The sequence below is a fragment of the Burkholderia seminalis DSM 23518 genome, from assembly GCF_902832885.1.
GTDB classification, from domain to species: Bacteria; Pseudomonadota; Gammaproteobacteria; order Burkholderiales; family Burkholderiaceae; genus Burkholderia; species Burkholderia seminalis.
On the sequence record NZ_CADFDK010000012.1, the window covers coordinates 96,850 to 122,587 of the forward strand.

Annotated in this window: 26 protein-coding genes and 1 pseudogene; 18 read left to right on the forward strand and 9 right to left on the reverse strand. The window is 68.5% G+C overall.

Features of this window, described 5'->3' with window-relative positions; translation table 11 throughout:
- Positions 1-60 precede the first annotated feature (60 nt).
- The 3 genes from HWX00_RS28580 to HWX00_RS28590 all read right to left on the reverse strand — a co-directional run bounded on the left by HWX00_RS28580 (position 61) and on the right by HWX00_RS28590 (position 3,125).
- Positions 61-1,023: a LysR family transcriptional regulator gene (locus tag HWX00_RS28580; RefSeq protein ID WP_059558877.1), complete on the reverse strand. Its 963-nt coding sequence runs from the start codon at positions 1,021-1,023 to the stop codon at positions 61-63.
- A gap of 185 nt (positions 1,024-1,208) precedes the next feature.
- Positions 1,209-2,285 carry a porin gene (locus tag HWX00_RS28585; protein WP_034189129.1) on the reverse strand — a complete coding sequence of 359 codons (1,077 nt, stop codon included), beginning with the start codon at positions 2,283-2,285 and terminating at the stop codon, positions 1,209-1,211.
- Between the two features lie 345 nt (positions 2,286-2,630).
- Positions 2,631-3,125, reverse strand: a complete 495-nt coding sequence (locus HWX00_RS28590) for a hypothetical protein (RefSeq protein ID WP_034189128.1) — start codon at positions 3,123-3,125, stop codon at positions 2,631-2,633.
- 346 nt (positions 3,126-3,471) lie between these two features.
- Here HWX00_RS28590 and HWX00_RS28595 point away from each other — a divergent pair, with 346 nt between their 5' ends.
- The 6 genes from HWX00_RS28595 (at position 3,472) to HWX00_RS28620 (ending at position 10,428) form a co-directional block, all read left to right on the forward strand.
- Complete coding sequence (locus HWX00_RS28595) at positions 3,472-4,503, forward strand: bile acid:sodium symporter family protein (protein ID WP_034189127.1); 1,032 nt, start codon at positions 3,472-3,474, stop codon at positions 4,501-4,503.
- Positions 4,504-4,688: 185 nt separating this feature from the next.
- A complete protein-coding gene (locus HWX00_RS28600) occupies positions 4,689-6,527 on the forward strand; it encodes an EAL domain-containing protein (protein WP_175028312.1) in 1,839 nt (612 codons plus the stop codon).
- A 364-nt stretch (positions 6,528-6,891) separates the two neighbouring features.
- Entirely contained in the window at positions 6,892-7,911 is a 1,020-nt protein-coding gene (locus HWX00_RS28605; protein WP_034189125.1) for a LacI family DNA-binding transcriptional regulator, read from the forward strand.
- Positions 7,908-9,188 carry an AGE family epimerase/isomerase gene (locus HWX00_RS28610; RefSeq protein ID WP_175028313.1) on the forward strand — a complete coding sequence of 427 codons (1,281 nt, stop codon included), beginning with the start codon at positions 7,908-7,910 and terminating at the stop codon, positions 9,186-9,188. The genes HWX00_RS28605 and HWX00_RS28610 overlap by 4 nt, the downstream gene beginning before the upstream one ends.
- The gene (locus HWX00_RS28615; protein WP_049031811.1) at positions 9,185-10,093 is read left to right on the forward strand and encodes a carbohydrate kinase family protein; all 909 of its coding nucleotides are present in this window, start codon (positions 9,185-9,187) and stop codon (positions 10,091-10,093) included. The genes HWX00_RS28610 and HWX00_RS28615 overlap by 4 nt, the downstream gene beginning before the upstream one ends.
- A gap of 113 nt (positions 10,094-10,206) precedes the next feature.
- Positions 10,207-10,428: a hypothetical protein gene (locus HWX00_RS28620; RefSeq protein ID WP_021163760.1), complete on the forward strand. Its 222-nt coding sequence runs from the start codon at positions 10,207-10,209 to the stop codon at positions 10,426-10,428.
- A 26-nt stretch (positions 10,429-10,454) separates the two neighbouring features.
- On the opposite strand, the gene HWX00_RS28625 is transcribed toward HWX00_RS28620, so the two are convergent.
- Together HWX00_RS28625 and HWX00_RS28630 are read right to left on the reverse strand one after the other, a co-directional pair.
- Complete coding sequence (locus tag HWX00_RS28625; protein WP_006477606.1) at positions 10,455-10,649, reverse strand: DUF2905 domain-containing protein; 195 nt, start codon at positions 10,647-10,649, stop codon at positions 10,455-10,457.
- 12 nt (positions 10,650-10,661) lie between these two features.
- Positions 10,662-11,852 carry a class I SAM-dependent methyltransferase gene (locus HWX00_RS28630; protein WP_034189122.1) on the reverse strand — a complete coding sequence of 397 codons (1,191 nt, stop codon included), beginning with the start codon at positions 11,850-11,852 and terminating at the stop codon, positions 10,662-10,664.
- A gap of 13 nt (positions 11,853-11,865) precedes the next feature.
- Here HWX00_RS28630 and HWX00_RS28635 point away from each other — a divergent pair, with 13 nt between their 5' ends.
- The 7 genes from HWX00_RS28635 (at position 11,866) to HWX00_RS28665 (ending at position 18,209) form a co-directional block, all read left to right on the forward strand.
- Positions 11,866-12,609: an SDR family oxidoreductase gene (locus HWX00_RS28635; protein WP_175868161.1), complete on the forward strand. Its 744-nt coding sequence runs from the start codon at positions 11,866-11,868 to the stop codon at positions 12,607-12,609.
- Positions 12,610-12,684: 75 nt separating this feature from the next.
- Positions 12,685-13,089, forward strand: a complete 405-nt coding sequence (locus tag HWX00_RS28640) for a dihydroneopterin aldolase (protein ID WP_034189120.1) — start codon at positions 12,685-12,687, stop codon at positions 13,087-13,089.
- Positions 13,086-14,078 carry a tRNA 2-thiocytidine(32) synthetase TtcA gene (gene ttcA, locus HWX00_RS28645; RefSeq protein WP_034189119.1) on the forward strand — a complete coding sequence of 331 codons (993 nt, stop codon included), beginning with the start codon at positions 13,086-13,088 and terminating at the stop codon, positions 14,076-14,078. Before HWX00_RS28640 ends, ttcA begins: the two co-directional genes overlap by 4 nt.
- Before the next feature lie 135 nt (positions 14,079-14,213).
- Positions 14,214-15,575 (forward strand): bifunctional UDP-N-acetylglucosamine diphosphorylase/glucosamine-1-phosphate N-acetyltransferase GlmU, encoded by a 1,362-nt coding sequence (gene glmU, locus HWX00_RS28650; protein WP_175028866.1) that lies wholly within the window; start codon positions 14,214-14,216, stop codon positions 15,573-15,575.
- A gap of 54 nt (positions 15,576-15,629) precedes the next feature.
- Positions 15,630-17,447 carry a glutamine--fructose-6-phosphate transaminase (isomerizing) gene (gene glmS, locus HWX00_RS28655; RefSeq protein WP_059558882.1) on the forward strand — a complete coding sequence of 606 codons (1,818 nt, stop codon included), beginning with the start codon at positions 15,630-15,632 and terminating at the stop codon, positions 17,445-17,447.
- Between the two features lie 91 nt (positions 17,448-17,538).
- Positions 17,539-17,991, forward strand: a complete 453-nt coding sequence (locus HWX00_RS28660) for an NADH-quinone oxidoreductase subunit E (RefSeq protein ID WP_124609005.1) — start codon at positions 17,539-17,541, stop codon at positions 17,989-17,991.
- On the forward strand, positions 17,991-18,209 hold the full coding sequence (locus HWX00_RS28665) for a hypothetical protein (RefSeq protein WP_034189115.1): 219 nt from the start codon (positions 17,991-17,993) through the stop codon (positions 18,207-18,209). Before HWX00_RS28660 ends, HWX00_RS28665 begins: the two co-directional genes overlap by 1 nt.
- A 106-nt stretch (positions 18,210-18,315) precedes the next feature.
- On the opposite strand, the gene HWX00_RS28670 is transcribed toward HWX00_RS28665, so the two are convergent.
- Positions 18,316-19,152 (reverse strand): FTR1 family iron permease, encoded by an 837-nt coding sequence (locus HWX00_RS28670; RefSeq protein ID WP_124609006.1) that lies wholly within the window; start codon positions 19,150-19,152, stop codon positions 18,316-18,318.
- A gap of 12 nt (positions 19,153-19,164) precedes the next feature.
- Entirely contained in the window at positions 19,165-19,497 is a 333-nt protein-coding gene (locus tag HWX00_RS28675; protein WP_124670250.1) for a cupredoxin domain-containing protein, read from the reverse strand.
- Between the two features lie 334 nt (positions 19,498-19,831).
- On the opposite strand from HWX00_RS28675, the gene HWX00_RS28680 reads away from it, so the two are divergent.
- A complete protein-coding gene (locus tag HWX00_RS28680; RefSeq protein ID WP_011353438.1) occupies positions 19,832-20,032 on the forward strand; it encodes a heavy-metal-associated domain-containing protein in 201 nt (66 codons plus the stop codon).
- A gap of 58 nt (positions 20,033-20,090) precedes the next feature.
- Here HWX00_RS28680 and HWX00_RS28685 read toward each other — a convergent pair whose 3' ends face one another.
- A complete protein-coding gene (locus HWX00_RS28685) occupies positions 20,091-21,581 on the reverse strand; it encodes an aldehyde dehydrogenase (protein WP_034189113.1) in 1,491 nt (496 codons plus the stop codon).
- 83 nt (positions 21,582-21,664) lie between these two features.
- On the reverse strand, positions 21,665-22,216 hold the full coding sequence (locus HWX00_RS28690) for a cupin domain-containing protein (protein WP_034189292.1): 552 nt from the start codon (positions 22,214-22,216) through the stop codon (positions 21,665-21,667).
- A gap of 413 nt (positions 22,217-22,629) precedes the next feature.
- Here HWX00_RS28690 and HWX00_RS37015 point away from each other — a divergent pair, with 413 nt between their 5' ends.
- The 4 genes and pseudogenes from HWX00_RS37015 to HWX00_RS28705 all read left to right on the forward strand — a co-directional run.
- Positions 22,630-22,854, forward strand: coding sequence for a hypothetical protein (locus HWX00_RS37015; RefSeq protein ID WP_072437498.1), 225 nt, complete (start codon positions 22,630-22,632; stop codon positions 22,852-22,854).
- A 283-nt stretch (positions 22,855-23,137) separates the two neighbouring features.
- On the forward strand, positions 23,138-23,923 hold the full coding sequence (locus HWX00_RS28695) for a gamma-glutamyl-gamma-aminobutyrate hydrolase family protein (RefSeq protein WP_034189112.1): 786 nt from the start codon (positions 23,138-23,140) through the stop codon (positions 23,921-23,923).
- 30 nt (positions 23,924-23,953) lie between these two features.
- Positions 23,954-25,291: a glutamine synthetase family protein gene (locus tag HWX00_RS28700; RefSeq protein WP_034189111.1), complete on the forward strand. Its 1,338-nt coding sequence runs from the start codon at positions 23,954-23,956 to the stop codon at positions 25,289-25,291.
- 64 nt (positions 25,292-25,355) lie between these two features.
- A pseudogene (locus HWX00_RS28705) lies at positions 25,356-25,738 on the forward strand (aminotransferase class III-fold pyridoxal phosphate-dependent enzyme); the annotation flags it as partial.

Below are 25,738 nucleotides of genomic sequence, written 5' to 3' on the forward strand. Positions count from 1 at the left end.
AAGCGCGAACCGCTGCGGTTCGCGCTTTTTTTTGTTGCCCGCCGCGGCGGAATCCGCGGCTCAGACCACCCGCTTCATCCGCGTGATCGGCAGCACGCGCAGGCGCGATTCGATCGACGGGCACAGCGACTGCCCTTCGAAACGCGCCGCGAGGAAATCGACGAACGAGCGCACCTTCGCGGACACGTGACGACGGCTCGCGTACACCGCATAGATCGGCGCTTCGTGCGGCGGCACCGAATCGAGCAGCACCGGCACGAGCCGGCCCGACTCGATGTCGTCGCCGACCACCTCGGTGCCGAGCAGCGCGATGCCCGCGCCGGCGAGCACGGCTGCGCGCAGCCCTTCGAGATGATTCACGATCAGGTTGCCGTTCAGGTTCACGCGCGACGCGGCGGCCGCGTCGATCACCAGCGAATCGAGCATCGTCGAATTCGAATCGCGCCGCAGGTAGTTGTGGTGCGCGAGATCGGCGATCGTCTGCGGCGTGCCGTGCTTCTCGAGATACTCGGGCGACGCGACCAGCAGGATGTGCGCGGTCGCGATCTGCCGCGCGACCAGCGACGACGATTTCAGGCCGTTCGGCGCCGCGCGCACCGCGACGTCGTAGCCTTCCTCGATCAGGTCGACCACGCGATCGGACAGCGTCATGTCGACGGTCACGTCCGGGAAGCGGCCCGCGTAATCGGTGACGGCCTGCATCACGTGCCGCAGCCCGAACGCGGACAGCGACGTCACGCGCAGCCTGCCCTGCGGCACCACGCTCGCGGCGCCGACGGCCTGCCCGGCTTCGTCGAGTTCGGACAGCGCCTGCACGAGGCGCTCGTAGTATTCGCGTCCCGCCTCGGTAGGCGCGACGCGTCGTGTCGTGCGATGCAGCAGGCGCGCGCCGAGCTGCTGCTCGAGATGCATCACGTGCTTGCTCGCCATCGCAGCCGACATCTGCATGCGCTCGGCCGCGCCGACGAAGCTGCCCACTTCGACGACGTAGCGAAACACATTCATGCTGACGAGGGTATCCATCGAACTAGCTCGTAATGACGGGGGGGAATGGTCCAATTACGAGATAGGGTAACAAAGGCGAGGAAACAGAAAGGTCAAGAAAGGCAAAACGGCGCCGCGTGTGGCGGCGCCGTTTCTGGCGGGAAAACATGCAGCCGGAACGCGCGATTTACACGCGCGGCCCGCGCACCGTTCGCGCGTGCGCGTCAGAACTTCGCGCGGATACCGGCACCGAACGTGTTGCCGGTCGACAGGCCGCTGATGTGGTCGTTCATGTAGGCCGCGTAGACGTCCGTGCGCTTGGACAGCGGATAGTCGTAGCCGACGGCCCAGGTCTGGCGCGTCTGGTCGAGGCCGCCCGCGTCGCGCGAGTACGCGTACGACGCCATCGCGTTGCCCACGCCGAGCGGCACCGACACGCCGCCCTGCGCGGTGTTCACGTGCCAGCTTCCCGCGACCTGGTCGTTCTTCGTATACATGTATTGGCCGAACAGCTTCACGAGCTTCAGGTCGTAGGTCGCGCCGACCAGCGCGATCCCCTGACTCTTCATGCCGGCGACGAGCGCGCTCAGATCCTGCGGGCCGTTGTTGAAGTTCACGTACTGATACATCGCGGTCGCCGCGAACGGGCCGTTCGCGTAGTTGAACTGCGCGCTCCACTTCTTCGAACGGTTGTCGCCGGCCTGGTTGCCGAGCGCGTACATCGCGCCGAAGTTCAGGCCGCCGAACGAAGGCGACGTGTACGACAGCGCGTTGTTCCAGCCCGAATCGCCGACCGCGCCCTGGTCGCTCGGATAGGTCGGGAACGTACCGAGGCCGAGGAACACGTGATACACCATCGGCGAGAAGGTGTACGAGTCGTAGAACGGGTTGAACAGGATCGTCGACAGGAACAGGTGCGTCGTCAGGCGGCCGGCCGTCACCGTGCCGTACGGCGAGCTGATGCCGACGTACGCGTTGCGCGCGAAGAACGTGTCGCCCTGGAAGCGGCCGTACTGGCCGTTCTGCGCACGGAAGAAGCTTTCCAGCGTGAAGATCGCCTTGTAGCCGCTGCCCAGATCCTCGGCGCCGTGCAGGCCCCAGTACGACGTCGACATCCCGCCGCCCGACACGTTCCATGCGCGATCGCTGCCCGGGAACTTGGTCGCGCCGACCCATTCGTCGACCTGGCCGTAGAGCGAGACGCTCGATTGCGCGTGGACGGGTGCGGCGGCCGCCACGCAGGCGGCTGCGGCGATCAGCTTGACGGACGTGCGCGAGGCACGGCGAGCGAATCCTTTCATGGGATCTCCAGGTTTTGTCGAATAGTCGATAAGTGGCGCGAGCGTTGTTTTTTGGAGCCGAGTGCTTGCGTCGTATGGGGCGCAGCCATCTTTACGGATCATTCGTCCGGTCAAAATTGCGCACACTTATTGCGGGTATAGCGGCGGCATTAACTTCGCGGGATCGATACATGGCCGGATGCACGGCGGCGGCCCGGCGCGAACGCGGTCGCGCGGCGCAGCGGCGGCGTGGCATACGCGTGCCGGGCGCGAAAGATAGCGCAATGCGACGGGAAAATCAGCGGAAATCTGCGCGCGACTGTGGCGAATTCGCATCAGCCGGCGGGGGGGCGAATGCCGGGGCGCTCAGTTTCGGTAGAACGGGGAGAAAAACGGCGAGTGCGAAGGTTCTTCCTGCGAGCGGGGCGGCGGCATCGGACGGCCGCCGCGCTCCTCGTTGTAGCGCGCAACGTCGGCGCGGATCGACCCGGCACGCAGCGGCACGTTGCCGCCGCCCGGCGGGCGCGGCATCTGGCGCGCCTCGGCGCTGATCGGGCGATACGGGCTTTGCGCGGCGTAGTGGCCGTACGACGGCGTCGGCCGCAGCCCCCAGCGGGAGCCGGAGCCGCTCACGCCGCCGGGGCGCATCCCGCCGGGCGGCGGAACGCGGCGCCAGACCGGCACGCCGCCGGGCCCGCCGCCATTCGGCTGACCGTACGCGCGCATGTCGCCGCCACCGAAGCCGTGGCCGCCGAACCCATGACCGCCGTGGGGCGGTTGCGCGAGCGCGAGCGGCATCAGCAACGTGCCGAGCACGCCTGCCACCCATCGTCCGATCTTCCGTTTCACCCGTTCCGTCATCGTTCAGTGCCCGTCCACGCCCGCCGCCGGCTCCTTTCGGCCGACCCAAGGCTTTCAGCAGTAATTTATGAGCGGCCCGAAACTGTGTCGAGCCAAAAAGTGTTATGTCGCGGGCACCGGTGTAACACCATGTTACTGCTAGGTTTTTTCACTTCAGGGCGCGATCGCGACAGAACATTCTTCTGCCATCCCGCGTGTCGCCGGGCCGCTGCGACAGCCGCCGTTACATGCAATCAGTTCATCAATCGATTCCCACAATGAATTTGTGTAGTGAATCGTCAACCGGGACAATGACGCCATCCGCGCGCGCGACGCGCGCCTCCGTCGTTTCCGAATCGAGTTCCCGATGGCCCGTCCCCGTTTTCTTCCCGACAACTTCACGCTCGCGCTCGTCGGCACCGTCGTGCTCGCGAGCCTGCTGCCCTGCCGCGGCCCGGCCGCCCACGCGTTCAACTGGGCGACCAACATCGCCGTCGGCCTGCTGTTCTTCCTGCACGGCGCGAAGCTGTCGCGCGAAGCCGTCGTCGCGGGCGCGACCCACTGGCGGCTGCACGCGGTCGTGCTGCTCAGCACGTTCGCGCTGTTCCCGCTGCTCGGCCTCGCGCTGAAACCCGTGCTGCAGCCGCTCGTCACGCCGACGCTGTATGCGGGCGTGCTGTTCCTGTGCACGCTGCCGTCGACGGTCCAGTCGTCGATCGCGTTCACGTCGATCGCGAAGGGCAACGTGCCGGCCGCCGTGTGCGCGGCATCCGCGTCGAGCCTGCTCGGGATCTTCGTCACGCCGGCGCTCGTCGGGCTGATGATCACGTCGCAGTCGGCCGGCGCCGCGTCGCCGTGGAGCACCGTCGGCAGCATCGTGATGCAGCTGCTCGTGCCGTTCATCGCCGGTCAGTTGCTGCGCCCCGTGATCGGCGGCTGGATCGACCGCAACCGCGGCGTGCTGCGCTTCGTCGACCAGGGCTCGATCCTGCTGGTCGTCTACGTCGCGTTCAGCGAGGCCGTCAACGAGGGCCTGTGGCACCAGATCCCGCCGCGCGCGCTCGGCGGCCTGCTCGTCGTCAACCTCGTGCTGCTCGCGATCGCGCTGCTGCTGACCGCGTTCGTCAGCAAGCGGCTCGGCTTCAACCGCGCCGACCAGATCACGATCATCTTCTGCGGATCGAAGAAGAGCCTCGCGGCCGGCGTGCCGATGGCGAAGGTGATCTTCTCGGCGAACGCGGTCGGCGCGGTCGTGCTGCCGCTGATGCTGTTCCACCAGATCCAGCTGATGGCGTGCGCGGCGCTCGCGCAGCGCTGGGGCGCGCGCGACATGAGCGGCGAGCACGACGAGGGCGACGCGACGTCCGCGTCCGGCGCGCTGAGCGCGGGCAAGCGCTGACGCGGGGAAGGCAGGACGGCCGCCGGAAGGCCGCCGCCCCTTCTCCTGCCGGCCTTCCGGGCGTGCACCGACACGCGTGCGGCGCGATGCGCCATCGGCGCCCATCGTGTCACGAAATCTTCATTCAATTCCGCGCGAGCGCTGCCGTTAAGCCGGACGTCCCGTCGATTCGGCTGCCCTCGCCCATGCCCGCGCTCCCCACCGACTCCGCTGCCGCCCGCACCACACGCCTGATCGCGGATCGCGCGCTCGCGGCCGTCTTCCAGCCGATCGTCGACCTCCGGTCGGGGACGGTCGTCGGTTACGAAGGGCTGATCCGCGGCCCGCGCGGCTCGGACCTCGAACCGCCCGCCGCGCTGTTCGCACAGGCCGCGCGCGAAGGCGAGACCATCGCGCTCGAGCAGGCCGCCGCGCTCACCTGCCTCGACGCGTTCGCGGCGCTCGGCTGCGACGGCAAGCTGTTCCTCAATTTCAGCGCCGGGACGATCCTCGCGCTCGCCAGCAAACGCGAGCGCGCACGGCAGTTCCTCGGCCGCGCGCGGGTCGGCGCCGAGCGCATCGTGATCGAGCTGACCGAGCAGAATGCGATGCCCGATGTCGCGCACATCGGGCCGGCGGTCGCGTCGCTGCGCGACGCCGGCGTCCAGTTCGCGCTCGACGACTACGGCACCGCGAACGCGAGCATGAACCTGTGGCTGCGCCTGCAGCCGGACGTCGTGAAGATCGACCGCTTCTTCATCCACGACATCGCGCGCGACCCGCTCAAGTTCGAGGCCGTGAAGGCGATGCAGCACTTCGCGCAGGCGAGCGGCGCGCAACTGATCGCGGAAGGCATCGAGAACGAATGCGACCTGATCGTCGTGCGCGACATGGGGATCTGCTGCGTGCAGGGTTTCCTGCTCGGCCGGCCGAACGCGCGGCCGTCGCGCGTCGTCGCGCCGGCCGCGCGCGACGCGATCCGCGCGCCGCACATCGCGGTGTTTCCCGGCGCGACGCGCTCGGTGCGGCCGGCCGGCACGATCGCCGGGAAGATGCTGGTGCCCGCGCCGGCGCTGCCGCGCGACGCGACCAGCAACGACGTGCTCGAGCTGTTCAACCGGATGCCCGACCTGCACGCGGTCGCGCTCGTCGAACGCGGACGGCCCGTCGCGCTCGTGAATCGCCGCGGCTTCATCGACCGCTTCGCGTTGCCGTATCACCGCGAGGTGTTCGGGAAGAAGCCGTGCCTGCAGTTCGCGAACGACGCGCCGCTGATGATCGACAACGCAACGACGTTCGAGCAGCTCGCAAGTCTGCTCGCGAGCCACGACCAGCGCTATCTCGCGGACGGCTTCGTGATCACCGAACACGGCCGCTACGTCGGGCTCGGCACCGGCGAGAGCCTGGTGCGCGCGGTGACCGAGATGCGCATCGAGGCCGCGCGCTACGCGAATCCGCTGACATTCCTGCCCGGCAACATCCCGATCAGCGCGCACATCGACCGCCTGCTGCAGCGCGACGCCGGCTTTCACGCGTGCTACGTCGACCTGAACCAGTTCAAGCCGTTCAACGACCAGTACGGCTACTGGCAGGGCGACGAGGTGCTGAAGTTCGCCGCGACGGTGCTGGCCGGCGTGTGCGATCCGCAGCGCGACTTTCTGGGCCACGTCGGCGGCGACGATTTCCTCGTGCTGTTCCAGCGCGACGACTGGCGCGAACGCGCGGCCGACGCGATCGCGCGCTTCAACGACGGCGCGCGGCTCTTCTACACGCAGGCCGACCGGCAGGCGGGCGGGCTGCACGGCGAGGACCGCCACGGCAACCCGGCGTTCTTCGGCTTCGTGACGATGGCGATCGGCGCGGTCGGCGTACCGGCCGGCGCGCATGGCGCCAAACGGTACGGCAGCGACGAGATCGCATCGGTCGCGGCGCTCGCGAAGCGGCGCGCGAAACAGCAGCCGGACGGGCTGGCGGTCGTCGATCTCGACGCGGGCCGCGCCGCGCTGCGCCATCGCGGCGAACCGCCGGCCGCGGCGGCAGGCTGAGCGGCACGCGGCCGGCGGTTCGCGGCGGCACGGCCGCGTCCCGGGCGATGGCGACGGAGGTCCGCCCGCCGCCGCTGCACCGACCGTGGCGCACCGGCTGCCGGCCTGGCCGTGCAAGCCGTCGCGCATGCCGCCCGGACGTGCGAAGCCCGTTCGCTTCCGGCCCGCCTCCCGGCCGCGGCGCCTCGCACGCGCGCCTTGCCTTTTGCACGTTTTGTTTAGTATTTTTAGTAACGGCGTTTTCGCAGATTAGCCCTTAAAAACCCGTTATTTGCGGGTATTCCCCGGTTATCCGGCCCGAATTCCGCATCGGGTTTTACTATACAATCGCCCCCACCCTAAACAAACCGGACCCGAACGAACGATGGGTACGACCATTCGCGATGTGGCGCGAGCGGCAGAGGTCTCGATCGGCACCGTCTCGCGCGCGCTGAAGAACCAGCCGGGCCTGTCCGAAGCCACGCGGGCGCGGATCGTCGAGATCGCGCAGCGGCTCGGCTACGATCCCGCGCAGTTGCGGCCGCGCATCCGCCGGCTCACCTTCCTGCTGCATCGCCAGCACAACCGCTTTCCCGCCAGCCCGTTCTTCTCGCACGTGCTGCACGGCGTCGAGGACGCGTGCCGCGAGCGCGGCATCGTGCCGACGCTGCTCACGGTCGGTCCGAACGACGACGTGCTGCGCCAGATGCGCCCGCACGCGCCCGACGCGATCGCGGTGGCCGGCTTCATCGAGCCCGAGACGATCGAGGCGCTCGCCGCGACCGGCCGGCCGCTCGTGCTGATCGACCTGTGGGCGCCCGGGCTGCGCTCGGTCAACATCGACAACGCGACGGGCGCCGCGCTCGCGATGCGCCACCTGCTCGCCACCGGCCGCACGCGGATCGCGTTCATCGGCGGCTCGCCCGCGCACTACAGCATCGCGCAGCGCGCGATCGGCTACCGGCGCGCGTTCTTCGAAGCCGGGCGGCTGTTCGACCCCGCGTACGAAGTGACGATCGACGCGGGGCTCGATCCCGACACGGGCGCCGCGCGCGCGATGGAGCAACTGCTCGACGCGCCGGGCCCGCGCCCCGAAGCCGTGTTCGCGTACAACGACGCGGCCGCGCTCGCCGCGCAGCGCGTGTGCACCGCGCGCGGCCTGCGGATTCCGGACGACATCGCGATCGTCGGCTTCGACAACATCCCGGCCGCCGCGCACGCGAGCCCGCCGCTCACGACGCTGTCGGTCGACAAGGAGGCGCTCGGCCGCCGCGGCGTCGAGCTGCTGCTCGCCGAGTCGCCCGAGCGCACCGAGATCTCCCTGCCCGTCGAGCTGATCGTGCGGGCCAGCAGCCAGCCCGCCGGCTCGCCGGCACTCGATACCGCAACGGTCACCGAATCATGAACATGCCCCCGGTCCAACCCTGTACGGCCGCACCGGCCGCCCACACGCCAGACGCACCGTTCGTCGCGAGCTTCCGCGATCCGTCGTTCCTGCTGTCGCACATCGAGGACACGCTGCGCTTCTACGCGACGAACGCATTCGACCCGACGGGCGGCTTCTACCATTACTTCCGCGACGACGGCAGCATCTACAACCGCACGTCGCGCCACCTCGTCAGCAGTTGCCGGTTCGTCTTCAACTACGCGATGGCGTACCGGCATTTCGGCGACCCGCGCCACCTGGAATACGCGCGCCACGGGCTGCGCTTCCTGCGCGACGCGCACTGGGACGACGAACTGCAGGGCTACGACTGGGAACTCGACTGGCGCGACGGCGGCAAGCGCGCGACGCTCGACGGCACGCGCCACTGCTACGGGCTCGCGTTCGTGCTGCTCGCGGCCGCGCATGCGACGATGGCCGGCATCGACGAGGCGCGCCCGCTGATCGCCGCGACCTACGACCTGGCCGAGCACCGCTTCTGGGATGCGGCCGCGGGCCTGTACGCGGACGATGCGACGCCGAACTGGATCGTGTCGTCGTACCGCGGCCAGAACGCGAACATGCACATGACCGAGGCGCTGCTCGCGGCGTACGAGGCGACCGGCCACCTCACATACCTCGATCGCGCGGAAAAGCTCGCGAGCCACGTCACGCAGCGCCAGGCCGCGCTGTCGGGCGGGCTCGTGTGGGAGCACTACCATGCGGACTGGTCGGTCGACTGGGATTACAACAAGGAAGACAGCTCGAACATCTTCCGCCCGTGGGGCTTCCAGCCCGGACACCAGACCGAATGGGCGAAACTGCTGCTGATCCTCGAACGGCACCGCCCGCTCGACTGGCTCGTGCCGCGCGCGGCCGAGCTGTTCGACGCGGCGCTCACGCATGCGTGGGACGCCGACCACGGCGGCCTGTACTACGGTTTCGGCCCCGACTTCACGATCTGCGACCACAACAAGTACTTCTGGGTGCAGGCCGAAACCTTCGCGGCGGCCGCGATGCTCGGCGCGCGCACCGGCAGCGAGCGCTTCTGGGACTGGTACGACGAGATCTGGCGCTACAGCTGGGCCCATTTCGTCGATCACCGCTACGGCGCGTGGTACCGGATCCTCACCTGCGACAACCGCAAGTACAGCGACGAGAAGAGCCCGGCCGGCAAGACCGACTATCACACGATGGGCGCGTGCTACGACGTGCTCGCGACGCTCGCGCGCGCGCAACGCGGCGAACCGACGCAATGAGCGGCGGCACGTTTCCGGCTTTCGTGTCGGCGGGCGACATCCTGACCGACATGGTGCGCGCGGGCGATGCGCAATGGACCTCGGTGCCGGGCGGCGCCGGCTGGAACGTCGCACGCGCGGTCGCGCGGCTCGGCGTGCCGAGCGCGCTCGCGGGTTCGATCGGCGAAGACTGCTTCTCCGACGAACTGTGGCGCACGAGCGAAGCGGCCGGGCTCGACCTGCGCTTCCTGCAGCGGGTCGCGCGGCCGCCGCTGCTCGCGATCGTCCACGAGACCCGCCCGCCCGCCTATTTCTTCATCGGCGAAGCGAGTGCCGATCTCGCGTTCGATCCCGCACGGCTGCCGGCCGGCTGGGCCGACCACGTGAAATGGGCGCATTTCGGCTGCATCAGCCTCGTGCGCGAACCGCTCGCGGGCACGCTGGCCGCGCTGGCAGCCGAGCTGCACGCGCGCGGCGTGAAGATCAGCTTCGATCCGAACGTCCGGAACCTGATGACGGACGCGTACCGGCCGACGCTCGAGAAGATGGCCGCGCTCGCCGACCTGATCAAGGTATCCGACGAGGACCTGCGGCACCTGTTCGGCGGCGACGGCCCCGATGCGATCGCGGCGGTGCGCGCGCTGAACCCGCGCGCGGCCGTGCTCGTCACGCGCGGCGCGCAGGCGGCGACGCTCTACGCGGGCGGCGACGTGCTCGAGGCCAGCCCGCCGCGCGTCGAGGTGGCCGATACCGTCGGCGCGGGCGATGCGTCGATCGGCGGCCTGCTGTTCAGCCTGATGGCCGCCCCGCAGCGGTCGTGGCGCGAGCATCTCGTGTTCGCGCTGGCGGCGGGCGCCGCCGCGTGCCGGCATACGGGCGCGCACGCGCCGACGCTCGACGAGGTCGTCGCGCTGATCGAGCGCTGATAGCGGGACGGTGACCGGCCGCCGCGACCGGACGCCGTTCGGTCACCGATAAGCGACGCTGTACATGCTGCGCCGCAGTGCTACGATGAAGTGTCCTTTTGCGGGAGAGCACGATGGACACGAACACGTTCACGAAAGGCATCTACACGGCCAAGGCGCATACCCAGCATGCGGGCAACGGGCAGTTTCAGGGTTACGTGATCCTCTCGCGCGACGACGGGGACGACACCGAGAACACACGTTACGACGTCCACTCGACGAGCCCCAGCGAGGAAGAAGCGTTCGACGAGGCGAAGGCGCTCGCGCACCGGATCCTCGGCGAGATCGAGCTGTAGCGCGCGCCCCCTCTTTCAGGCGCGGCTCAGAGCAGCCGCGCCACCATCGACAGCAGCATCGTCAGCACCAGCGTCGACATGAACGGGAACGGGTAGCGCCGCCCGCCGAGCGTCAGCGTGACGTCGCCCGGCATCCGCCCGATGCCGAGCTTGCCGAGCCACGGCCAGCAGCGCGTCAGGATCATCACCGCGATGAACGTCGTCAGCAGCCAGCGCAGCATGTCCGCCCTCGCTCAAAGCGCGTGCGAGCGGTCGCCGCGCGCGAACGCGTCGAGCGTGCCGTCGATGCCGCGCGAAAACGCGATCACCTTGAACAGCTCGCCCATCTCCGCTTCCGAGATCAGCTTCTGCACCGCGTTCGCGGCCGGCAGGAACGCGCGGATGTCGGACGGATCGATCGCGGCCAGCGCGTCGGTGATGCCGGCGTTCAGCAGGAAGCGCGCCTGCGACGTGTAGCCGAGCAGGTCGGCGCCGGTCGCGACGGCCGCGTCGTAGATGCCGGTGAATTCGACGTGCGCGGTGATGTCCTGCAGCCCCGGGTACAGGAACGGGTCGTCGTGCGCCTGGTGGCGGTAGTGGCACATCAGCGTGCCGCGGTCGCGCTGCGGATGGTAGTACTCGTGCGCCGGAAAGCCGTAGTCGACCAGCAGCACCGCGCCGCGCGCGAGCATCGTGCAGACGGTGCGCGTGAACGCCAGCGCGGCCTCGTGCGTCTCGGTCACGTAGCCGTCGCCGACGTCGAGCCCCGCGAGCGCCGGCGGCAGGCCGGCCGCGTCGGCGGGCCGGTCGTCGAACACGAACGCCTGGCGCGCGTCAAGCGCGACGCCGCGCTCGTGCCACGCGCCGCCCGCCTTCGCGAACAGCCGCACCGGCATCGCGTCGAGCACCTCGTTGCCGACCACGACGCCGTCGAACCGCTCGGGCAGCGCGTCGAGCCAGCGCACCTTCGCGGCCAGCGCCGGCGCGGCGGCCGCGATCGTGTCGCGCTGCCGTTCGCGCAGTTCGCCGGACAGGTCGACGATCAGGTATTCGTCGAGTTCGACGCGCTGCGCGTCGAGGGCGGCGAGCAGCCCGGCCGCGAGCTTACCCGTGCCCGCGCCGAATTCCATCACGCGGCGCGTGTCACTCGCCGCGAGCGCCTGCGCGACCGGTTGCGCGAGCGTTTGCGCGAACAGCGGCGACAGCTCCGGTGCGGTGACGAAATCGCTGCCGTCGTCGGCGCGGCGCCCGAACTTGCGGGCGCCGCCGCTGTAATAGCCGAGGCCGGGCGCATACAGCGCGCGCTCCATGAAGCGGTCGAACGGCAGCCAGCCGCCGGCCGCCGCGATCTCGTCGCGCAGTTGCGCGGCAAGGGTTTCGGACTGCGCGAGCGCGTCGGGGCCGGGAGCAGGTAAACTAGCGGGTTCGTGAGCTTTCGGGTTCATCCCGGCATTGTAAATGACCGTTTCAGCCGATACGTCGACCCCGCGCGTGGTGCTCGTCACGGGCGCCCTGGGCAGCGCGGCCGACGCCGCGTCGATCGGCCGCGCGCTCGCGACGGGGTTCGCCCGCCGCGGCTGGGACGTCGCGCTGCAGCGCGGCCAGGGCGCGCCGCGCGCGGCCGCCGATGCGCTCGTCGCCGACGTCGCCGCGCTCGGCCGCCGCGCGGTCGTGCTGGACGCCGATCTGGCCCTGGAAACCGATGCGGCCGCGCTCGTCGCCGCGTGCGGCGAAGCGCTCGGCCGGCCCGCGTGCGCGGTGTTCGTCAGCGCCAGCGCGGGCGCCGACGACGCGCGGACGATCGACGGCGCGTCGCTCGCCGGCGCGCTCGCGCGCAACGTGACGGCGCCGCTCGCGCTGGCCCGCGCGCTCGCCGATGCGACGCCCGACGCCGCGCGCGAGCATGAAGCGCTGCGCGCGTGCGCGATTCACGTGCTGGATCAGGCCCTGTTTCACCCGGCACCGGCGCAGCTGTCGCACGCGCTGATGCAGGCCGCGCTGAACCGCGCGACGTCGGCGCTGGCGCTGGCACTCGCGCCGAAGGTGCGGGTCGCGGCGCTCGTGCGCGGTCACGCGCCGCACGCGGACGACATCGCGGCGGCCGCCTGCTATCTCGCGAGCGCGTCCGGCGTCACGGGCGCGACGCTGACCGTCGACGGCGGCGAGCACCTCGTGCCGCCCGCCGCCGGCCCGAATGAATGAACCGCGCGGGCGCGGCCTGACCGCCGCCGCCCGCGCCGCTTTGCGTGCGCGCACGCCAATTTGACTGGGACGACCATGTTTTCCGCTCTCCTGCACCCCCGCCTCGCGGATTGCCGCAGGCTCTACCTGCGCGACTACGAGGTGCACATCAACATCGGGGCCTTCGAACACGAGAAGCGCGGCGAGCAGCGCGTCGTCATCAACGTCGACCTGTTCGTGCCGCTCGCGCTGTCCACCCCCGTCGACGACCGGCTGCATGAAGTCGTCGACTACGATCTGATGAAGCAGAGCGTCGCGCAATGCGTGGCGCGCGGCCACATCCACCTGCAGGAAACGCTGTGCGACGCGATCGCCGCGCACCTGCTGGCGCACGACACCGTGCGCGCGGTACGCGTCTGTACCGAGAAACCGGACGCCTATCCGGACTGCGACGCCGTCGGCGTCGAAGTCTTTCGCATCAAGGACGAGGAGCGCGCATGAACGCCCCCCACACGAATGACACGGCGGCCGCGGCCGCCACCCTCGACGACGCCGCGCCGGCCGGCCGCCAGGCGCTGACGCGCCGCGAGCAGAAGGAAGCGTACGAGAACAACAAGCTGTACAAGCGGATCGTGCGCCAGGTTGGCCAGGCGATCGGCGACTACAACATGATCGAGCACGGCGACAAGGTGATGGTGTGCCTGTCGGGCGGCAAGGACAGCTACGCGATGCTCGACGTGCTGCTGCGCCTGCGCGAGCGCGCGCCGATCGACTTCGACATCGTCGCGGTGAACCTCGACCAGAAGCAGCCGGGCTTCCCCGAGCACGTGCTGCCCGAGTACCTGAAGCAGGTCGGCGTGCCGTTCCACATCGAGAACCAGGACACCTACAGCATCGTCAAGCGGCTCGTCCCCGAAGGCAAGACGACCTGCTCGCTGTGCTCGCGGCTGCGCCGCGGGATCCTGTACCGCGTGGCCGGCGAGCTCGGCGCGACCAAGATCGCGCTCGGCCACCATCGCGACGACATCGTGCAGACGCTGCTGCTCAACATGTTCTACGGCGGCAAGCTGAAGGGGATGCCGCCGAAGCTGCAGTCGGACGACGGCAAGAACATCGTGATCCGCCCGCTCGCGTACGTGAAGGAAACCGATCTCGAGAAATACGCGGAGTTGCGCGAATTTCCGATCATCCCGTGCAACCTGTGCGGCAGCCAGCCGAACCTGAAGCGCGCGGAAATGAAGGCGCTGATCCGCGAATGGGACAAGCGCTTCCCGGGCCGCGTCGACAACATGTTCAACGCGCTCGCGAAGGTCGTGCCGTCGCACCTGATGGACACGACGCTGTACCCGTTCCAGTCGCTGCGCGCGACCGGCGAGGCCGATCCGCAAGGCGACATCGCGTTCGACGAGGAACCGTGCGCATCGGGCGACGATACCGCCGCGCCGGGCGCCGCCCGGCCGATCTCGATCGTCCAGTTCGACGACCTGTAAGCAGGGCCCGAACCCCGCCGGAACAAGGGCCCGCGGCCCCTGTTCCGGCGCTGTCGCCCCGCCGCGACAGGCCCGGAACGGCGGGGGCCGCATGCTAAAATGGACGGCTTCGAACTCCTCAGACAAGTTGGCGCCATGAATATCGTGATTTTGGCGGCAGGCACCGGCAAGCGCATGCGTTCCGCGCTGCCGAAAGTGCTTCACCCCCTGGCCGGCAGGCCGCTTCTCTCCCACGTCATCGACACCGCGCGCACGCTGCAGCCGTCCCGGCTGGTCGTCGTCGTCGGTCACGGGGCCGAGCAGGTCGAAGCCGCCGTCGCCGCGCCCGATGTCCAGTTCGCGGTGCAGGCCGAGCAGCTCGGCACCGGCCACGCGGTGCGCCAGGCCCTGCCGCTCCTCGATCCCGCGCAACCGACGCTCGTGCTGTACGGCGACGTGCCGCTCACGCGCGCGTCGACGCTGCAGCGCCTCGTCGATGCCGCGCGCGAGGGCCGCTACGGGATTCTGACCGTCACGCTCGACGATCCGACCGGCTATGGCCGCATCGTGCGCGATGCGTCGGGCTTCGTCACGCGCATCGTCGAGCAGAAGGACGCCTCGCCGGACGAGCTGAGGATCGCCGAGATCAACACGGGCATCATCGTCACGCCGACGGCCCAGCTGTCGATGTGGCTCGGCGCGCTGAAGAACGAGAACGCGCAGGGCGAGTACTACCTGACCGACGTCGTCGAACTCGCGATCGAGGCCGGCTTCGAGGTCGTCACGTCGCAGCCCGACGAGGACTGGGAAACGCTCGGCGTCAACAGCAAGGCACAGCTCGCGGAACTCGAGCGGATCCACCAGCGCAACATCGCGGACGCGCTGCTCGCCGACGGCGTCACGCTCGCCGATCCGGCGCGCCTCGACGTGCGCGGCACGCTGCGCTGCGGCCGCGACGTGTCGATCGACGTGAACTGCGTGTTCGAAGGCAACGTGACGCTCGCCGACAACGTGACGATCGGCGCGAACTGCGTGATCCGCAACGCGTCGGTCGGCACCGGCACGCGCATCGATGCGTTCACGCACATCGACGGCGCCGAGCTCGGCGCGCACACCGTGATCGGCCCGTACGCGCGGCTGCGCCCCGGCGCGCAGCTCGCGGACGAAGCGCACGTCGGCAACTTCGTCGAGGTGAAGAACGCGGTGATCGGCCACGGCTCGAAGGCGAACCACCTCACCTACATCGGCGACGCCGACATCGGCGCGCGCGTGAACATCGGCGCGGGCACGATCACCTGCAACTACGACGGTGCGAACAAGTTCCGCACCGTGATCGAGGACGACGTGTTCGTCGGCTCCGACACGCAGCTCGTCGCGCCCGTGCGCGTCGGCCGCGGCGTGACGATCGCCGCCGGCACGACGATCTGGAAGGACGTGGCCGACGGCCTGCTCGCGTTGAACGAGAAGACCCAGACCGCGAAGAGCGGCTACGTCCGCCCGGTCAAGAAGAAGAGCTAAACCTTTTGCGGGTGCCCCGGCGGCGCCCGCGTCGACTTACAGGATTGACCATTCATGTGCGGCATTGTCGGCGCAGTTGCGCAGCGTAATATCGTTCCGGTGCTGATCGAAGGATTGCGGCGCCTCGAATACCGTGGCTACGACTCGTGCGGCGTCGCCGTGCTCGAGCCGGGCGCGCCGAAGCGCGCGCGCAGCGTCGCGCGCGTCGCCGATCTCGACACGCAGGTGCGCGAGTCGCATCTCGAAGGCACGACGGGCGTCGCGCACACGCGCTGGGCGACGCACGGCGCGCCCGTCACGCACAACGCGCACCCGATCTTCTCGTCGAACGCGCTGGCGCTCGTGCACAACGGCATCATCGAGAACTTCGAGCCGCTGCGCGAGGCGCTGCGCGCGAAGGGCTACGAATTCGTGTCGCAGACCGACACCGAGGTGATCGCGCACCTCGTGCACAGCCTGTATCGCGGCAACCTGTTCGACGCCGTGCGCGAAGCCGTGCAGCAACTGCACGGCGCGTACGCGATCGCCGTGATCCACAAGGACCAGCCGCATACCGTCGTCGGCGCGCGCCAGGGTTCGCCGCTCGTCGTCGGCCACGGCGACGGCGAGAACTTCCTCGCGTCCGATGCGCTCGCGCTCGCGGGCAGCACCGACCGCTTCACGTTCCTCGAGGAAGGCGACGTGTGCGAGCTGTCGCTCGACGGCGTGACGATCGTCGATCGTCACGGCGCCACCGTGCAGCGCGAGATCCGCGTGGTCAGCGCGTACGGCGGCGCGGTCGAGCTCGGCCCCTATCGCCACTTCATGCAGAAGGAAATCTTCGAGCAGCCGCGCGCGATCAGCGATACCGTGCCGCAGACGGAAGCCTTCGACGCGACGCTGTTCGGCGACGCCGCGCCCGCCGCGTTCGCGGAGATCGACAGCCTGCTGATCCTCGCCTGCGGCACGAGCTACTACTCGGGCCTCACCGCGAAGTACTGGCTCGAATCGATCGCGAAGATCCCGACGCAGGTCGAGATCGCGAGCGAATACCGCTACCGCGAATCGGTGCCGAACCCGCGCCAGCTCGTGCTCGTGATCTCGCAGTCGGGCGAGACGGCCGACACGCTCGCGGCGCTCAAGCACGCGCAGTCGCTCGGCCACACGCACACGCTCGCGGTGTGCAACGTCGCGACGAGCGCGATGGTGCGCCTGACGGAAATGCAGTTCCTCACGCATGCGGGCACCGAGATCGGCGTCGCATCGACGAAGGCGTTCACGACGCAGCTCGTCGCGCTGTTCGTGCTGGCCGCGACGCTCGGCAAGCTGCGCGGGCACGTCGACGCCGCGCAGGAAGCGCAATTCCTGAAGGAGCTGCGCCACCTGCCGGCCGCGCTGAACAGCGTGCTCGCGCTCGAGCCGCAGATCATCGCGTGGTCGGAGGAGTTCGCGCGCAAGGAAAACGCGCTGTTCCTCGGCCGCGGGCTGCACTACCCGATCGCGCTGGAAGGCGCGCTGAAGCTGAAGGAAATCTCGTACATCCACGCCGAGGCCTATCCGGCCGGCGAACTGAAGCACGGGCCGCTCGCGCTCGTCACGGAAGCGATGCCGGTCGTCACGGTCGCGCCGAACGACACGCTGCTCGAGAAACTGAAGTCGAACATGCAGGAAGTGCGCGCGCGCGGCGGCGAGCTGTACGTGTTCGCCGATGCCGATACGCAGATCGTCAACGACGACGGCCTGCACGTGATCCGGATGCCGGAACACTACGGGCAGCTGTCGCCGATCCTGCACGTCGTGCCGCTGCAGCTGCTCGCGTATCACACCGCGTGCGCGCGCGGCACCGACGTCGACAAGCCGCGGAACCTCGCGAAATCGGTGACGGTGGAGTAACGCAGGACGACCGGGATGGCCCGCGCCGGGCCACCCTCATCGCGCCGCGGTGCGAAGCAGGCCATTCGGCCAGGTCGAAGACGGAGAGACAATGGTAAGACTGATTGGATGCGGATTGCTGGCGCTGACGTTCGCGTCGACGGGCTGGGCCGCCGAGCATTACGTCGAGGTCTGGAACCCGCCCGAGGCACGACATCCGGCGGCCCGTCCGCCGGCCGCGCGCACGGGCGCCGACGCGCGTACCGGCAAGAGCGCGGAGAAGCACGCGAGCGTCACGCCGAAAGCCCCCGCGAAGCCGCACAAGCGCCGTGTCGCGCAAGCCGTGAAAGCCGGCCCGCATCACCCGGCCGCCACCGCGACCGAAACGCCGGCCGCGCCGCGCCCCGTCGCACAACCCGCGCCGGGCCGCCTCACGGTGATGCACCCGGCCGGCTCCGACGAGACGCACGCGCTGGGCTTCTCCAACATCCCGCGTCAATACACGCCGGACGGCAACGTGCTGCAGGTCGGCACGCAGGGCCGCGCCGCGGAGGTGACTCGATAATGGAAGCGCAAACCTACCACGGCTACCAGATCTGGGGCCATGCGATCCTGCAGCAGGAGGAGATCATGCAGCCCGACCGCTTCGCGGCGAGCGGCACGATCACGCAGAACAACAAGCTGGTCGAGGCATCCGGCGTGCTCGGCGTCTTCGATACCGAGGACGAGGCGCGCGAAGCGGGGCTCGAATGGGCCCGCGCCTGGATCGACAGCCACCGCTGACCGGCCGCGCCACCGTACGCGTGCCGTGACGGTCGCGGCGCTCACGCATCGCACATGAAAGAAGGGGCGTCGACGACGCCCCTTCTTTCATTCGAACCCGCAACGCTCAGGCGGTCGCGCGCGGCGGCCTCGCCACCTGCCGCGGCCGGCCGACGAGCCGGGCCAGCACGAGGATCGCCGCCAGCGTCGCGACGTACGCGGCGATCTGGATGCCCGCCGGACGCGCGGTATAGCCGATCAGCGTATGCAGCGCCTTGCCGACGATGCTCGACTCCTTGAGCAGCCACGACGTGTCCCAGATCGCGTCGCCCCACGACGGCACGAGCCCCGCGGCCAGCAGGAAGCCGACGCACTGGCTCGCCATCCCCGCCGCGAGCAGCACGATCAGCGCATTGGTGACGGAGAACAGGCGCTTCAGCGGAATCTGCAGCAGGCCCGCATACATCGCATAGCCGAGCCCGGCGCCGCCGAGCACGCCGAGCAGCCCGCCGACGATCATCTGCGGCGTCTGTCCCGGATCGCCCGCCGCGATCCCGTAGAGGAACAGCACGGCCTCGGAGCCTTCGCGCAGCACCGCGACGCCGACCACGATGGCGAGACCCGTCAGCGGCCGGCGGCCGGCCGCGACGGCCCGGCCGACTTCGCCCATGTGCAGCGCCATCTCGCGGCCGTGCCGGCTCATCCAGATGCAGTGCCACGCCAGCATCAGCGTCGCGACGAACATCACGCCCGCGTTGAAGACTTCCTGCCCCATGCCGGACGCCCATTGCGAGATCACGTCGGCGAACGCCGCGATCAGGCCGGCGCCGATCACGCCGCCGGCCAGCCCGCCGCTCACCCACCAGCCGCGCCGCGGCACGCCCTTCGTGGCAGCCATCACGATCGAGACCACCAGCGCGGCCTCGAGCACTTCACGAAAGACGATCAGGGCAGTCGACAGCATGTCGGTTTCCGCTTACTTGACGGTCAGGTGCGTCTTCGACTGCGCTTCGTGATACTCGTCGTGGAACTCATAGGTGCCCGCCTTCAGCGGCCCGACGAGGATCTCGACCGACTTGCCGGCCGGCACGACCTTCTCCGCCTTGAAGTCGTCGCTCTCGAATTCCGCGGGCGTCGCGTCGAGGTTCTTCACGACGAATTTCACCTTCTTGCCGGCGGGGATCGTCACGCCATCGGGTGAAAACGTGTGGTCCTTCAGGGTCAGGTTGACGACGTCGTCGGCAGCGAATGCGGACGTTGCCGATGCGCCCAGCAGGGCCAGCGCGAAGCCGAAAGCAAAACGATTCATGGTCGGAAACGGAGAACGGATCTTGAGGGGAATCGATACTAAGAGCGATTCGCATTTCCACAACGAATGCCCACGTTTTCAATATGGAAATAATGCCCCACATCGTTTCACGGCATGTTGTCCGGAAAGGCTTTTCCCGACGCGCGACGCCGCGCGGCCACGGTCAATCGGGCCAAACACCGACCGGCATGCGCGGCGCCGCGCCGATTCGTCCGACCACCGCCCGACGCGTCATCCATCGGCCGCGCGGTATCCTGCACACAGTGCTTGACCTTCCCACCATGGCAAACTTCATGCTGACGGTGTTCGTCAATCATCCATTCAGGAGAACACGATGGAATTCGAAGTGCAGGACATGACCTGCGGCGGCTGCGCCAATGCGATCACGCGTGCGGTGACGGCCGCCGATCCCGCCGCGAAGCTCGACATCGACGTCGCGGCGAAAATCGTCAAGGTCGAATCGGCGCAAGGCGCCGAGCGCGTGCAGTCGATCATCGAGGCCGCCGGCTTCCATCCCGCGCTGCGCGCCGCCTGACGCGCCCTCGTAAAGGCGGGCGCACCGCCGCACGGCGATGCGCCCGCACACGGCAGCGTCAGCGCAGCCGGATCAGCGTCGACTTCAGCTCGGTGTATTTCTCGAGCGCGTGCAGCGACTTGTCGCGGCCGTTGCCCGACTGCTTGTAGCCGCCGAACGGGAAGTTCATGTCGCCGCCCTCGTCGTAGCAGTTCACCCACACGGTACCCGCACGCAGCCGGCGCGACACGTCGTGCGCGGTCGTCAGGTTCGACGTCCACACGGCCGCGGCCAGCCCGTATTCGGTGTCGTTCGCGATCCGCACGGCCTCGTCGACGTCGTCGAACACGATCACCGACAGCACGGGCCCGAAGATTTCCTCGCGCGCGATCCTCGCATCGGGCTTCACCTCGAACACCGTCGGCTCGACGTAGAAGCCGCCCGTCTCCTCCTTCACGCGCGCCCCGCCCGTGACGAGCCGGCCTTCGCCGCGCCCCGCCTCGATGTATCCGAGCACGCGTTCGAGCTGGATGCCGTCGACGATCGCCCCCATCGACACCGACGGGTCGAGCGGGTTGCCCGGCACGTACGCGCGGGCGGCCGCGACGAGCTTCTCGATGAAGGCGTCCTTGATGTCGCGATGCACGAGCAGCCGCGACCCGGCCGTACACATCTCGCCCATGTTGTAGAAGATCGCGCCGGCCGCCGTTTGCGCGGCACGGTCGAGATCGGGGCAATCGGGCAGCACGATGTTCGGCGACTTGCCGCCGAGCTCGAGCCATGCGCGCTTCAGGTTCGACTGCGCCGCGTACTGCATGATCAGCTTGCCGACGGCCGTCGAGCCCGTGAACGCGATGCAGTCGACGTCGCGATGCAGCGCGAGCAGCTTGCCCGGTTCGCCAGCGCCCGGCACGACGTTGAACACGCCGGCCGGGATGCCGGCTTCGAACGCGAGCTGCGCGACGCGGATCGCGGTCAGCGGCGATTTCTCCGACGGCTTCAGCACGACGCTGTTGCCGGCCGCGAGCGCGGGGCCGAATTTCCACGCGGCCATCAGGATCGGGAAATTCCACGGCACGACGGCCGCCACCACGCCGACCGGCTCGCGCGTGACGAGACCGACCAGATGATGATCGGCCGGCGCGACCTCGCCGCCGACCTTGTCGATCGCTTCCGCGAACCATTCGACGCAGTACGCGGCGCCCGGCACGTCGACCGTCGTCGTGTCGCCGATCGGCTTGCCCGCGTCGAGCGTCTCGAGCAGCGACAGTTCGTCGAGATGCTCGCGCATCAGCGCGGCCCAGCGCAGCAGCACGGCCTTGCGTGCACGCGGGTTCAGGCCGGCCCATACGCCTGCGTCGAACGCCCGGCGTGCCGCCGCGACGGCTGCGTTCACGTCGGCTTCGCCGCAGTCGGCGACCTTCGCGAGCACGCGGCCGTCGATCGGGCTCACGCAGTCGAACGTCTTGCCGCCGTGCGCGTCGCGCGACGCGCCGTCGATGAATGCGCGCCCTTCGATCCGGAGCGACGCCGCCTTGTCCTGCCAGTCAGCCAAAGTCAACTTGTTCATCAGGATGCCTCAATGTTGTGACATTCGCGGTGCGCCGCGCGCCTGACGCGCGGCCGGCCTGCAGCGAATGCGATGACGCGCGGTCAGAAGGTCGCCGGCGAATTGGCCGAGACGACCTCGCAGATCAGTTCCGCGCTGGGATTGCGAAAACGGTGCGGCAAACGGCTTTCGAAGTAGTAGCCGTCTCCGGGGTCGAGCAGCCACGTCGCGCCGTCGACGGTCAGCTCGAGCCGGCCCGACACGACGACACCGCCCTCGTGCCCCGCATGCACGAGCATCTCGGGGCCCGTGTCGGCGTGCGGCTGATAGATCTCGCGCAGGATGCACATGTTGCGGTCCTTCACGCTCGCGCCGACCAGATGAAACGCGAGCGTGTCGTTGCCGAGGTTCGGCATCTCGTCACGACGCGACACGACCGAGCGCGACTCGACGAGCTCGAACGTGAAGAACTCCGCCAGACTCATCGGTATGCATTCGAGCAACTTCTTCAGCGATCCGACCGACGGGCTCACGCGCCCCTGTTCGATCAGCGAGATCGTGCCGTTGGTCACGCCGGCCCGCTTCGCGAGTTCGCGCTGCGACAGGCCATGCTTGTTGCGCACGAAGCGCAGGCGCTCGGCGACTTCGGTGGACATCGATTCGGTTTCGGACACGATAGGTGCGATGACAAAGTGAAACGACGCAGTGGACAGCCGTTGAATATTCTAATCACTTTATGCCGCAGATCAGCGGGGAAAACCCTGAAAGGCGTTCGAAATAATGAACACCTCGCCGACTATTCCGTTTGCGAATCTTTTGTTCGCACTGCTCGGGAAAGCCCTGATGCAGGACCGTTAAAAAACATTTGACGCCGTTTTTGGCTCGTATATGCTGGCTCTCAGGTCAGCGTCATTTTGTTTTCACAGGCAGCAAAAAGCGTTATTGCAACGCAAAAATTGATGCCCATCAATGTAAATGACGCATAACCGGCGCCTTGATTATTTTAAACGCCCAGCGCGTTGAAAAGATCGGGTGTTCAATACTTTCAACAACCCAGTCGAGTGTAATCGTGAGAGTCCGTGGCCCTCTGGTGAGGTGGGATCGTAGCGTGGCGCGAAGTTCGCGCAGCGCGGCATCCCCTTCCGATGGCAGTTGCGGCTGGCATAGTCCTCGCCTGCAGCATCTGTCGATCTACACCATCCTGTCTCGTCGTTCCGTTCGGCGCCACAACGCCGTATCCGCACGCGCATTCGTCGCCGTCGATACCGACGAAGTGGCGTCGCTGCTGCCGTAGCGCCTCTCCTTTCTTTACGCCGTTCGTTTCATCCGCTGATTCGCCAACCGCATGGTCCGTGCGGTGACGGAACGCGTTCGCGCATTCGTTGCCGCGTCGCGTGTCGCAATGAAACGAACGACGGCCTGATCGTCGCGCGCAGCGCGGATCGCCACGCCATCCCGTTGCGCCCATTCACCAGCGGCCTTGCGCCTTGCGCCAGGCTGCGGGGCTGTTGCACGCCCGCGTTTCGCGCCGTCCGGCGAGCCGCACGCAACAACCCTCTGGATAGCTGATAGACGTCATGGAAAGGAAACCCCTCGTCGGCATCACCGCCGACCTCACGCAAATCGGCGCACACGCGTCGCACACGGTCGGCGACAAATACGTCGCCGCGATCGTCGACGGCGCGCACGCGTTCGCGATGGTGCTGCCTGCACTCGGCGAACGCCAGTCGGTCGACGACGTGCTCGCCACGGTCGACGGGCTGCTGTTTACCGGCAGCTATTCGAACGTCGAGCCGCACCGGTACGGCGGCGAACCGAGCGCGCCCGGCACGAAGCACGACCCGGCACGCGACGCGACGACGCTGCCGCTGCTGCGCGCGGCGATCGCCGCGGGCGTACCCGTGCTCGCCGTCTGCCGCGGCTTCCAGGAGCTGAACGTCGTCTGCGGTGGCACGCTGCACCAGCGCGTGCATGAAGTGCCGGGCCTCGCCGATCACCGCGAGGACGACGACGCGCCGATGGACACGCAATACGGCCCCGCGCACGTCGTGCGCCTGACGCCCGGCGGCCGGTTGCATGCACTCGCCGGCGGCCGCGACGAAGTGCACGTGAACTCGCTGCACAAGCAGGGCATCGCGCAGCTCGGCTCCGGCCTCGCCGTCGAAGCCGTCGCGCCGGACGGCCTGATCGAGGCCGTCAGCGTCGTCGACGCACCGGCTTTCGCCCTCGCCGTGCAATGGCACCCCGAATGGCGCCATGCGCAGGACCCGCTGTCGAGCGCGATCTTCCGCGCCTTCGGCGATGCCTGCCGCGCCCGCCGCACTGCCCGCACGCGCGCCATGGCCGCCGCCGCGCTCGCCTGAGCGCGCCGCCCCAAACCCACGAGAACAGACATGCAAGACATCGAAGATTTCCTGAAGCAGCACCGGATCACCGAGATCGAAGCGATCATCCCCGACATGGCCGGCATCGCGCGCGGCAAGATCACGCCGCGCAACAAGTTCACGTCCGGCGAATCGATGCGCCTGCCGCAGGCCGTGATGGTGCAGACCGTCACCGGCGAATATCCGGAAGACGGCTCGCTGACCGGCGTGACCGACCCCGACATGGTGTGCGTGCCCGACACGTCGACGATCCGCCTGATCCCGTGGGCCGTCGACCCGACCGCGCAGGTGATCCACGACTGCGTGCACTTCGACGGCTCGCCGGTCGAGATCTCGCCGCGCTACGTGCTGCGCCGCGTGCTCGACCTGTACAAGGCGAAGGGCTGGAAACCCGTCGTCGCGCCGGAGCTCGAGTTCTATCTCGTCGACATGAACAAGGACCCGGACCTGCCGCTGCGTCCGCCGGTCGGCCGCACGGGCCGCCCCGAAACGGGCCGCCAGTCGTATTCGATCGAGGCCGTCAACGAGTTCGATCCGCTGTTCGAGGACATCTACGAGTACTGCGAATCGCAGAACCTCGACATCGACACGCTGATCCACGAAGTCGGCGCCGCGCAGATGGAGATCAACTTCATGCACGGCGACGCGCTGTCGCTGGCCGACCAGGTGTTCCTGTTCAAGCGCACGGTGCGCGAGGCCGCGCTGCGTCACAACATGTACGCGACCTTCATGGCCAAGCCGATGGAGGACGAACCGGGTTCGGCGATGCACGTGCACCAGAGCATCGTCGACGAGGAAACGGGCCAGAACCTGTTCACGTCGCCGGAAACCGGCGGCGCGACGTCGATGTTCTACAACTACCTCGCGGGCCTGCAGAAGTACACGCCGGCGCTGATGCCGATCTTCGCGCCGTACATCAACTCGTACCGCCGCCTGTCGCGCTTCATGGCCGCGCCGATCAACGTGCAGTGGGGCTACGACAACCGCACGGTCGGCTTCCGCATCCCGCACTCGGGACCGTCGGCACGGCGCATCGAGAACCGCATCCCGGGCGTCGACTGCAACCCGTACCTCGCGCTCGCCGCGACGCTCGCGGCCGGCTATCTCGGCATGACGCAGCGCCTGGAGCCGACCGAGCCGCTCGTCAGCGACGGCTACGACCTGCCGTACCAGCTGCCGCGCAACCTCGAGGAAGGGCTGACGCTGATGGCCGCGTGCGAACCGCTCGGCGAGATCCTCGGCCACAAGTTCCTGAAGGCGTATTTCGCGTTGAAGGAAACCGAATACGAAGCGTTCTTCCGCGTGATCAGCTCGTGGGAACGCCGCCATCTGCTGCTGCACGTCTGAACGTGCGCACAACCGAATACGGAATCACGGAGGAAACATGACTTACCGCAACGAATCTGCCTGGATCCAGCCGGCCGCGCCGGCCGCCGCGCCGCGCGCGACGCAGGCACGCTCGACCGCCGAATACCGCGCGCTCGACGCCGCGCACCACATCCACCCGTTCTCGGACATGGGCGCGCTGAACCGCGCCGGCAGCCGCGTGATCGTGAAGGCCGACGGCGTCTACCTGTGGGATTCGGACGGCAACAAGGTGATCGACGGGATGGCCGGCCTGTGGTGCGTGAACGTCGGCTACGGCCGCAAGGAACTCGCCGACGCCGCGTATCGCCAGCTGCAGGAACTGCCGTTCTACAACACGTTCTTCAAGACCACGCACCCGCCGGTAATCGAGCTGTCCGCGCTGCTCGCGGAACTGACGCCGGCCGGCTTCAACCACTTCTTCTACTG

What these genes read in the sequence shown, in the direction of transcription:
- HWX00_RS28580 (WP_059558877.1), bottom strand. Translation starts at nt 1,023, where the DNA reads ATGGATACCCTCGTCAGCATGAATGTGTTTCGCTACGTCGTCGAAGTG.
- HWX00_RS28585 (WP_034189129.1), bottom strand. Translation starts at nt 2,285, where the DNA reads ATGAAAGGATTCGCTCGCCGTGCCTCGCGCACGTCCGTCAAGCTGATC.
- HWX00_RS28590 (WP_034189128.1), bottom strand. Translation starts at nt 3,125, where the DNA reads ATGACGGAACGGGTGAAACGGAAGATCGGACGATGGGTGGCAGGCGTG.
- HWX00_RS28595 (WP_034189127.1), top strand. Translation starts at nt 3,472, where the DNA reads ATGGCCCGTCCCCGTTTTCTTCCCGACAACTTCACGCTCGCGCTCGTC.
- HWX00_RS28600 (WP_175028312.1), top strand. Translation starts at nt 4,689, where the DNA reads ATGCCCGCGCTCCCCACCGACTCCGCTGCCGCCCGCACCACACGCCTG.
- HWX00_RS28605 (WP_034189125.1), top strand. Translation starts at nt 6,892, where the DNA reads ATGGGTACGACCATTCGCGATGTGGCGCGAGCGGCAGAGGTCTCGATC.
- HWX00_RS28610 (WP_175028313.1), top strand. Translation starts at nt 7,908, where the DNA reads ATGAACATGCCCCCGGTCCAACCCTGTACGGCCGCACCGGCCGCCCAC.
- HWX00_RS28615 (WP_049031811.1), top strand. Translation starts at nt 9,185, where the DNA reads ATGAGCGGCGGCACGTTTCCGGCTTTCGTGTCGGCGGGCGACATCCTG.
- HWX00_RS28620 (WP_021163760.1), top strand. Translation starts at nt 10,207, where the DNA reads ATGGACACGAACACGTTCACGAAAGGCATCTACACGGCCAAGGCGCAT.
- HWX00_RS28625 (WP_006477606.1), bottom strand. Translation starts at nt 10,649, where the DNA reads ATGCTGCGCTGGCTGCTGACGACGTTCATCGCGGTGATGATCCTGACG.
- HWX00_RS28630 (WP_034189122.1), bottom strand. Translation starts at nt 11,852, where the DNA reads ATGAACCCGAAAGCTCACGAACCCGCTAGTTTACCTGCTCCCGGCCCC.
- HWX00_RS28635 (WP_175868161.1), top strand. Translation starts at nt 11,866, where the DNA reads ATGACCGTTTCAGCCGATACGTCGACCCCGCGCGTGGTGCTCGTCACG.
- HWX00_RS28640 (WP_034189120.1), top strand. Translation starts at nt 12,685, where the DNA reads ATGTTTTCCGCTCTCCTGCACCCCCGCCTCGCGGATTGCCGCAGGCTC.
- ttcA (WP_034189119.1), top strand. Translation starts at nt 13,086, where the DNA reads ATGAACGCCCCCCACACGAATGACACGGCGGCCGCGGCCGCCACCCTC.
- glmU (WP_175028866.1), top strand. Translation starts at nt 14,214, where the DNA reads ATGAATATCGTGATTTTGGCGGCAGGCACCGGCAAGCGCATGCGTTCC.
- glmS (WP_059558882.1), top strand. Translation starts at nt 15,630, where the DNA reads ATGTGCGGCATTGTCGGCGCAGTTGCGCAGCGTAATATCGTTCCGGTG.
- HWX00_RS28660 (WP_124609005.1), top strand. Translation starts at nt 17,539, where the DNA reads ATGGTAAGACTGATTGGATGCGGATTGCTGGCGCTGACGTTCGCGTCG.
- HWX00_RS28665 (WP_034189115.1), top strand. Translation starts at nt 17,991, where the DNA reads ATGGAAGCGCAAACCTACCACGGCTACCAGATCTGGGGCCATGCGATC.
- HWX00_RS28670 (WP_124609006.1), bottom strand. Translation starts at nt 19,152, where the DNA reads ATGCTGTCGACTGCCCTGATCGTCTTTCGTGAAGTGCTCGAGGCCGCG.
- HWX00_RS28675 (WP_124670250.1), bottom strand. Translation starts at nt 19,497, where the DNA reads ATGAATCGTTTTGCTTTCGGCTTCGCGCTGGCCCTGCTGGGCGCATCG.
- HWX00_RS28680 (WP_011353438.1), top strand. Translation starts at nt 19,832, where the DNA reads ATGGAATTCGAAGTGCAGGACATGACCTGCGGCGGCTGCGCCAATGCG.
- HWX00_RS28685 (WP_034189113.1), bottom strand. Translation starts at nt 21,581, where the DNA reads ATGAACAAGTTGACTTTGGCTGACTGGCAGGACAAGGCGGCGTCGCTC.
- HWX00_RS28690 (WP_034189292.1), bottom strand. Translation starts at nt 22,216, where the DNA reads ATGTCCACCGAAGTCGCCGAGCGCCTGCGCTTCGTGCGCAACAAGCAT.
- HWX00_RS28695 (WP_034189112.1), top strand. Translation starts at nt 23,138, where the DNA reads ATGGAAAGGAAACCCCTCGTCGGCATCACCGCCGACCTCACGCAAATC.
- HWX00_RS28700 (WP_034189111.1), top strand. Translation starts at nt 23,954, where the DNA reads ATGCAAGACATCGAAGATTTCCTGAAGCAGCACCGGATCACCGAGATC.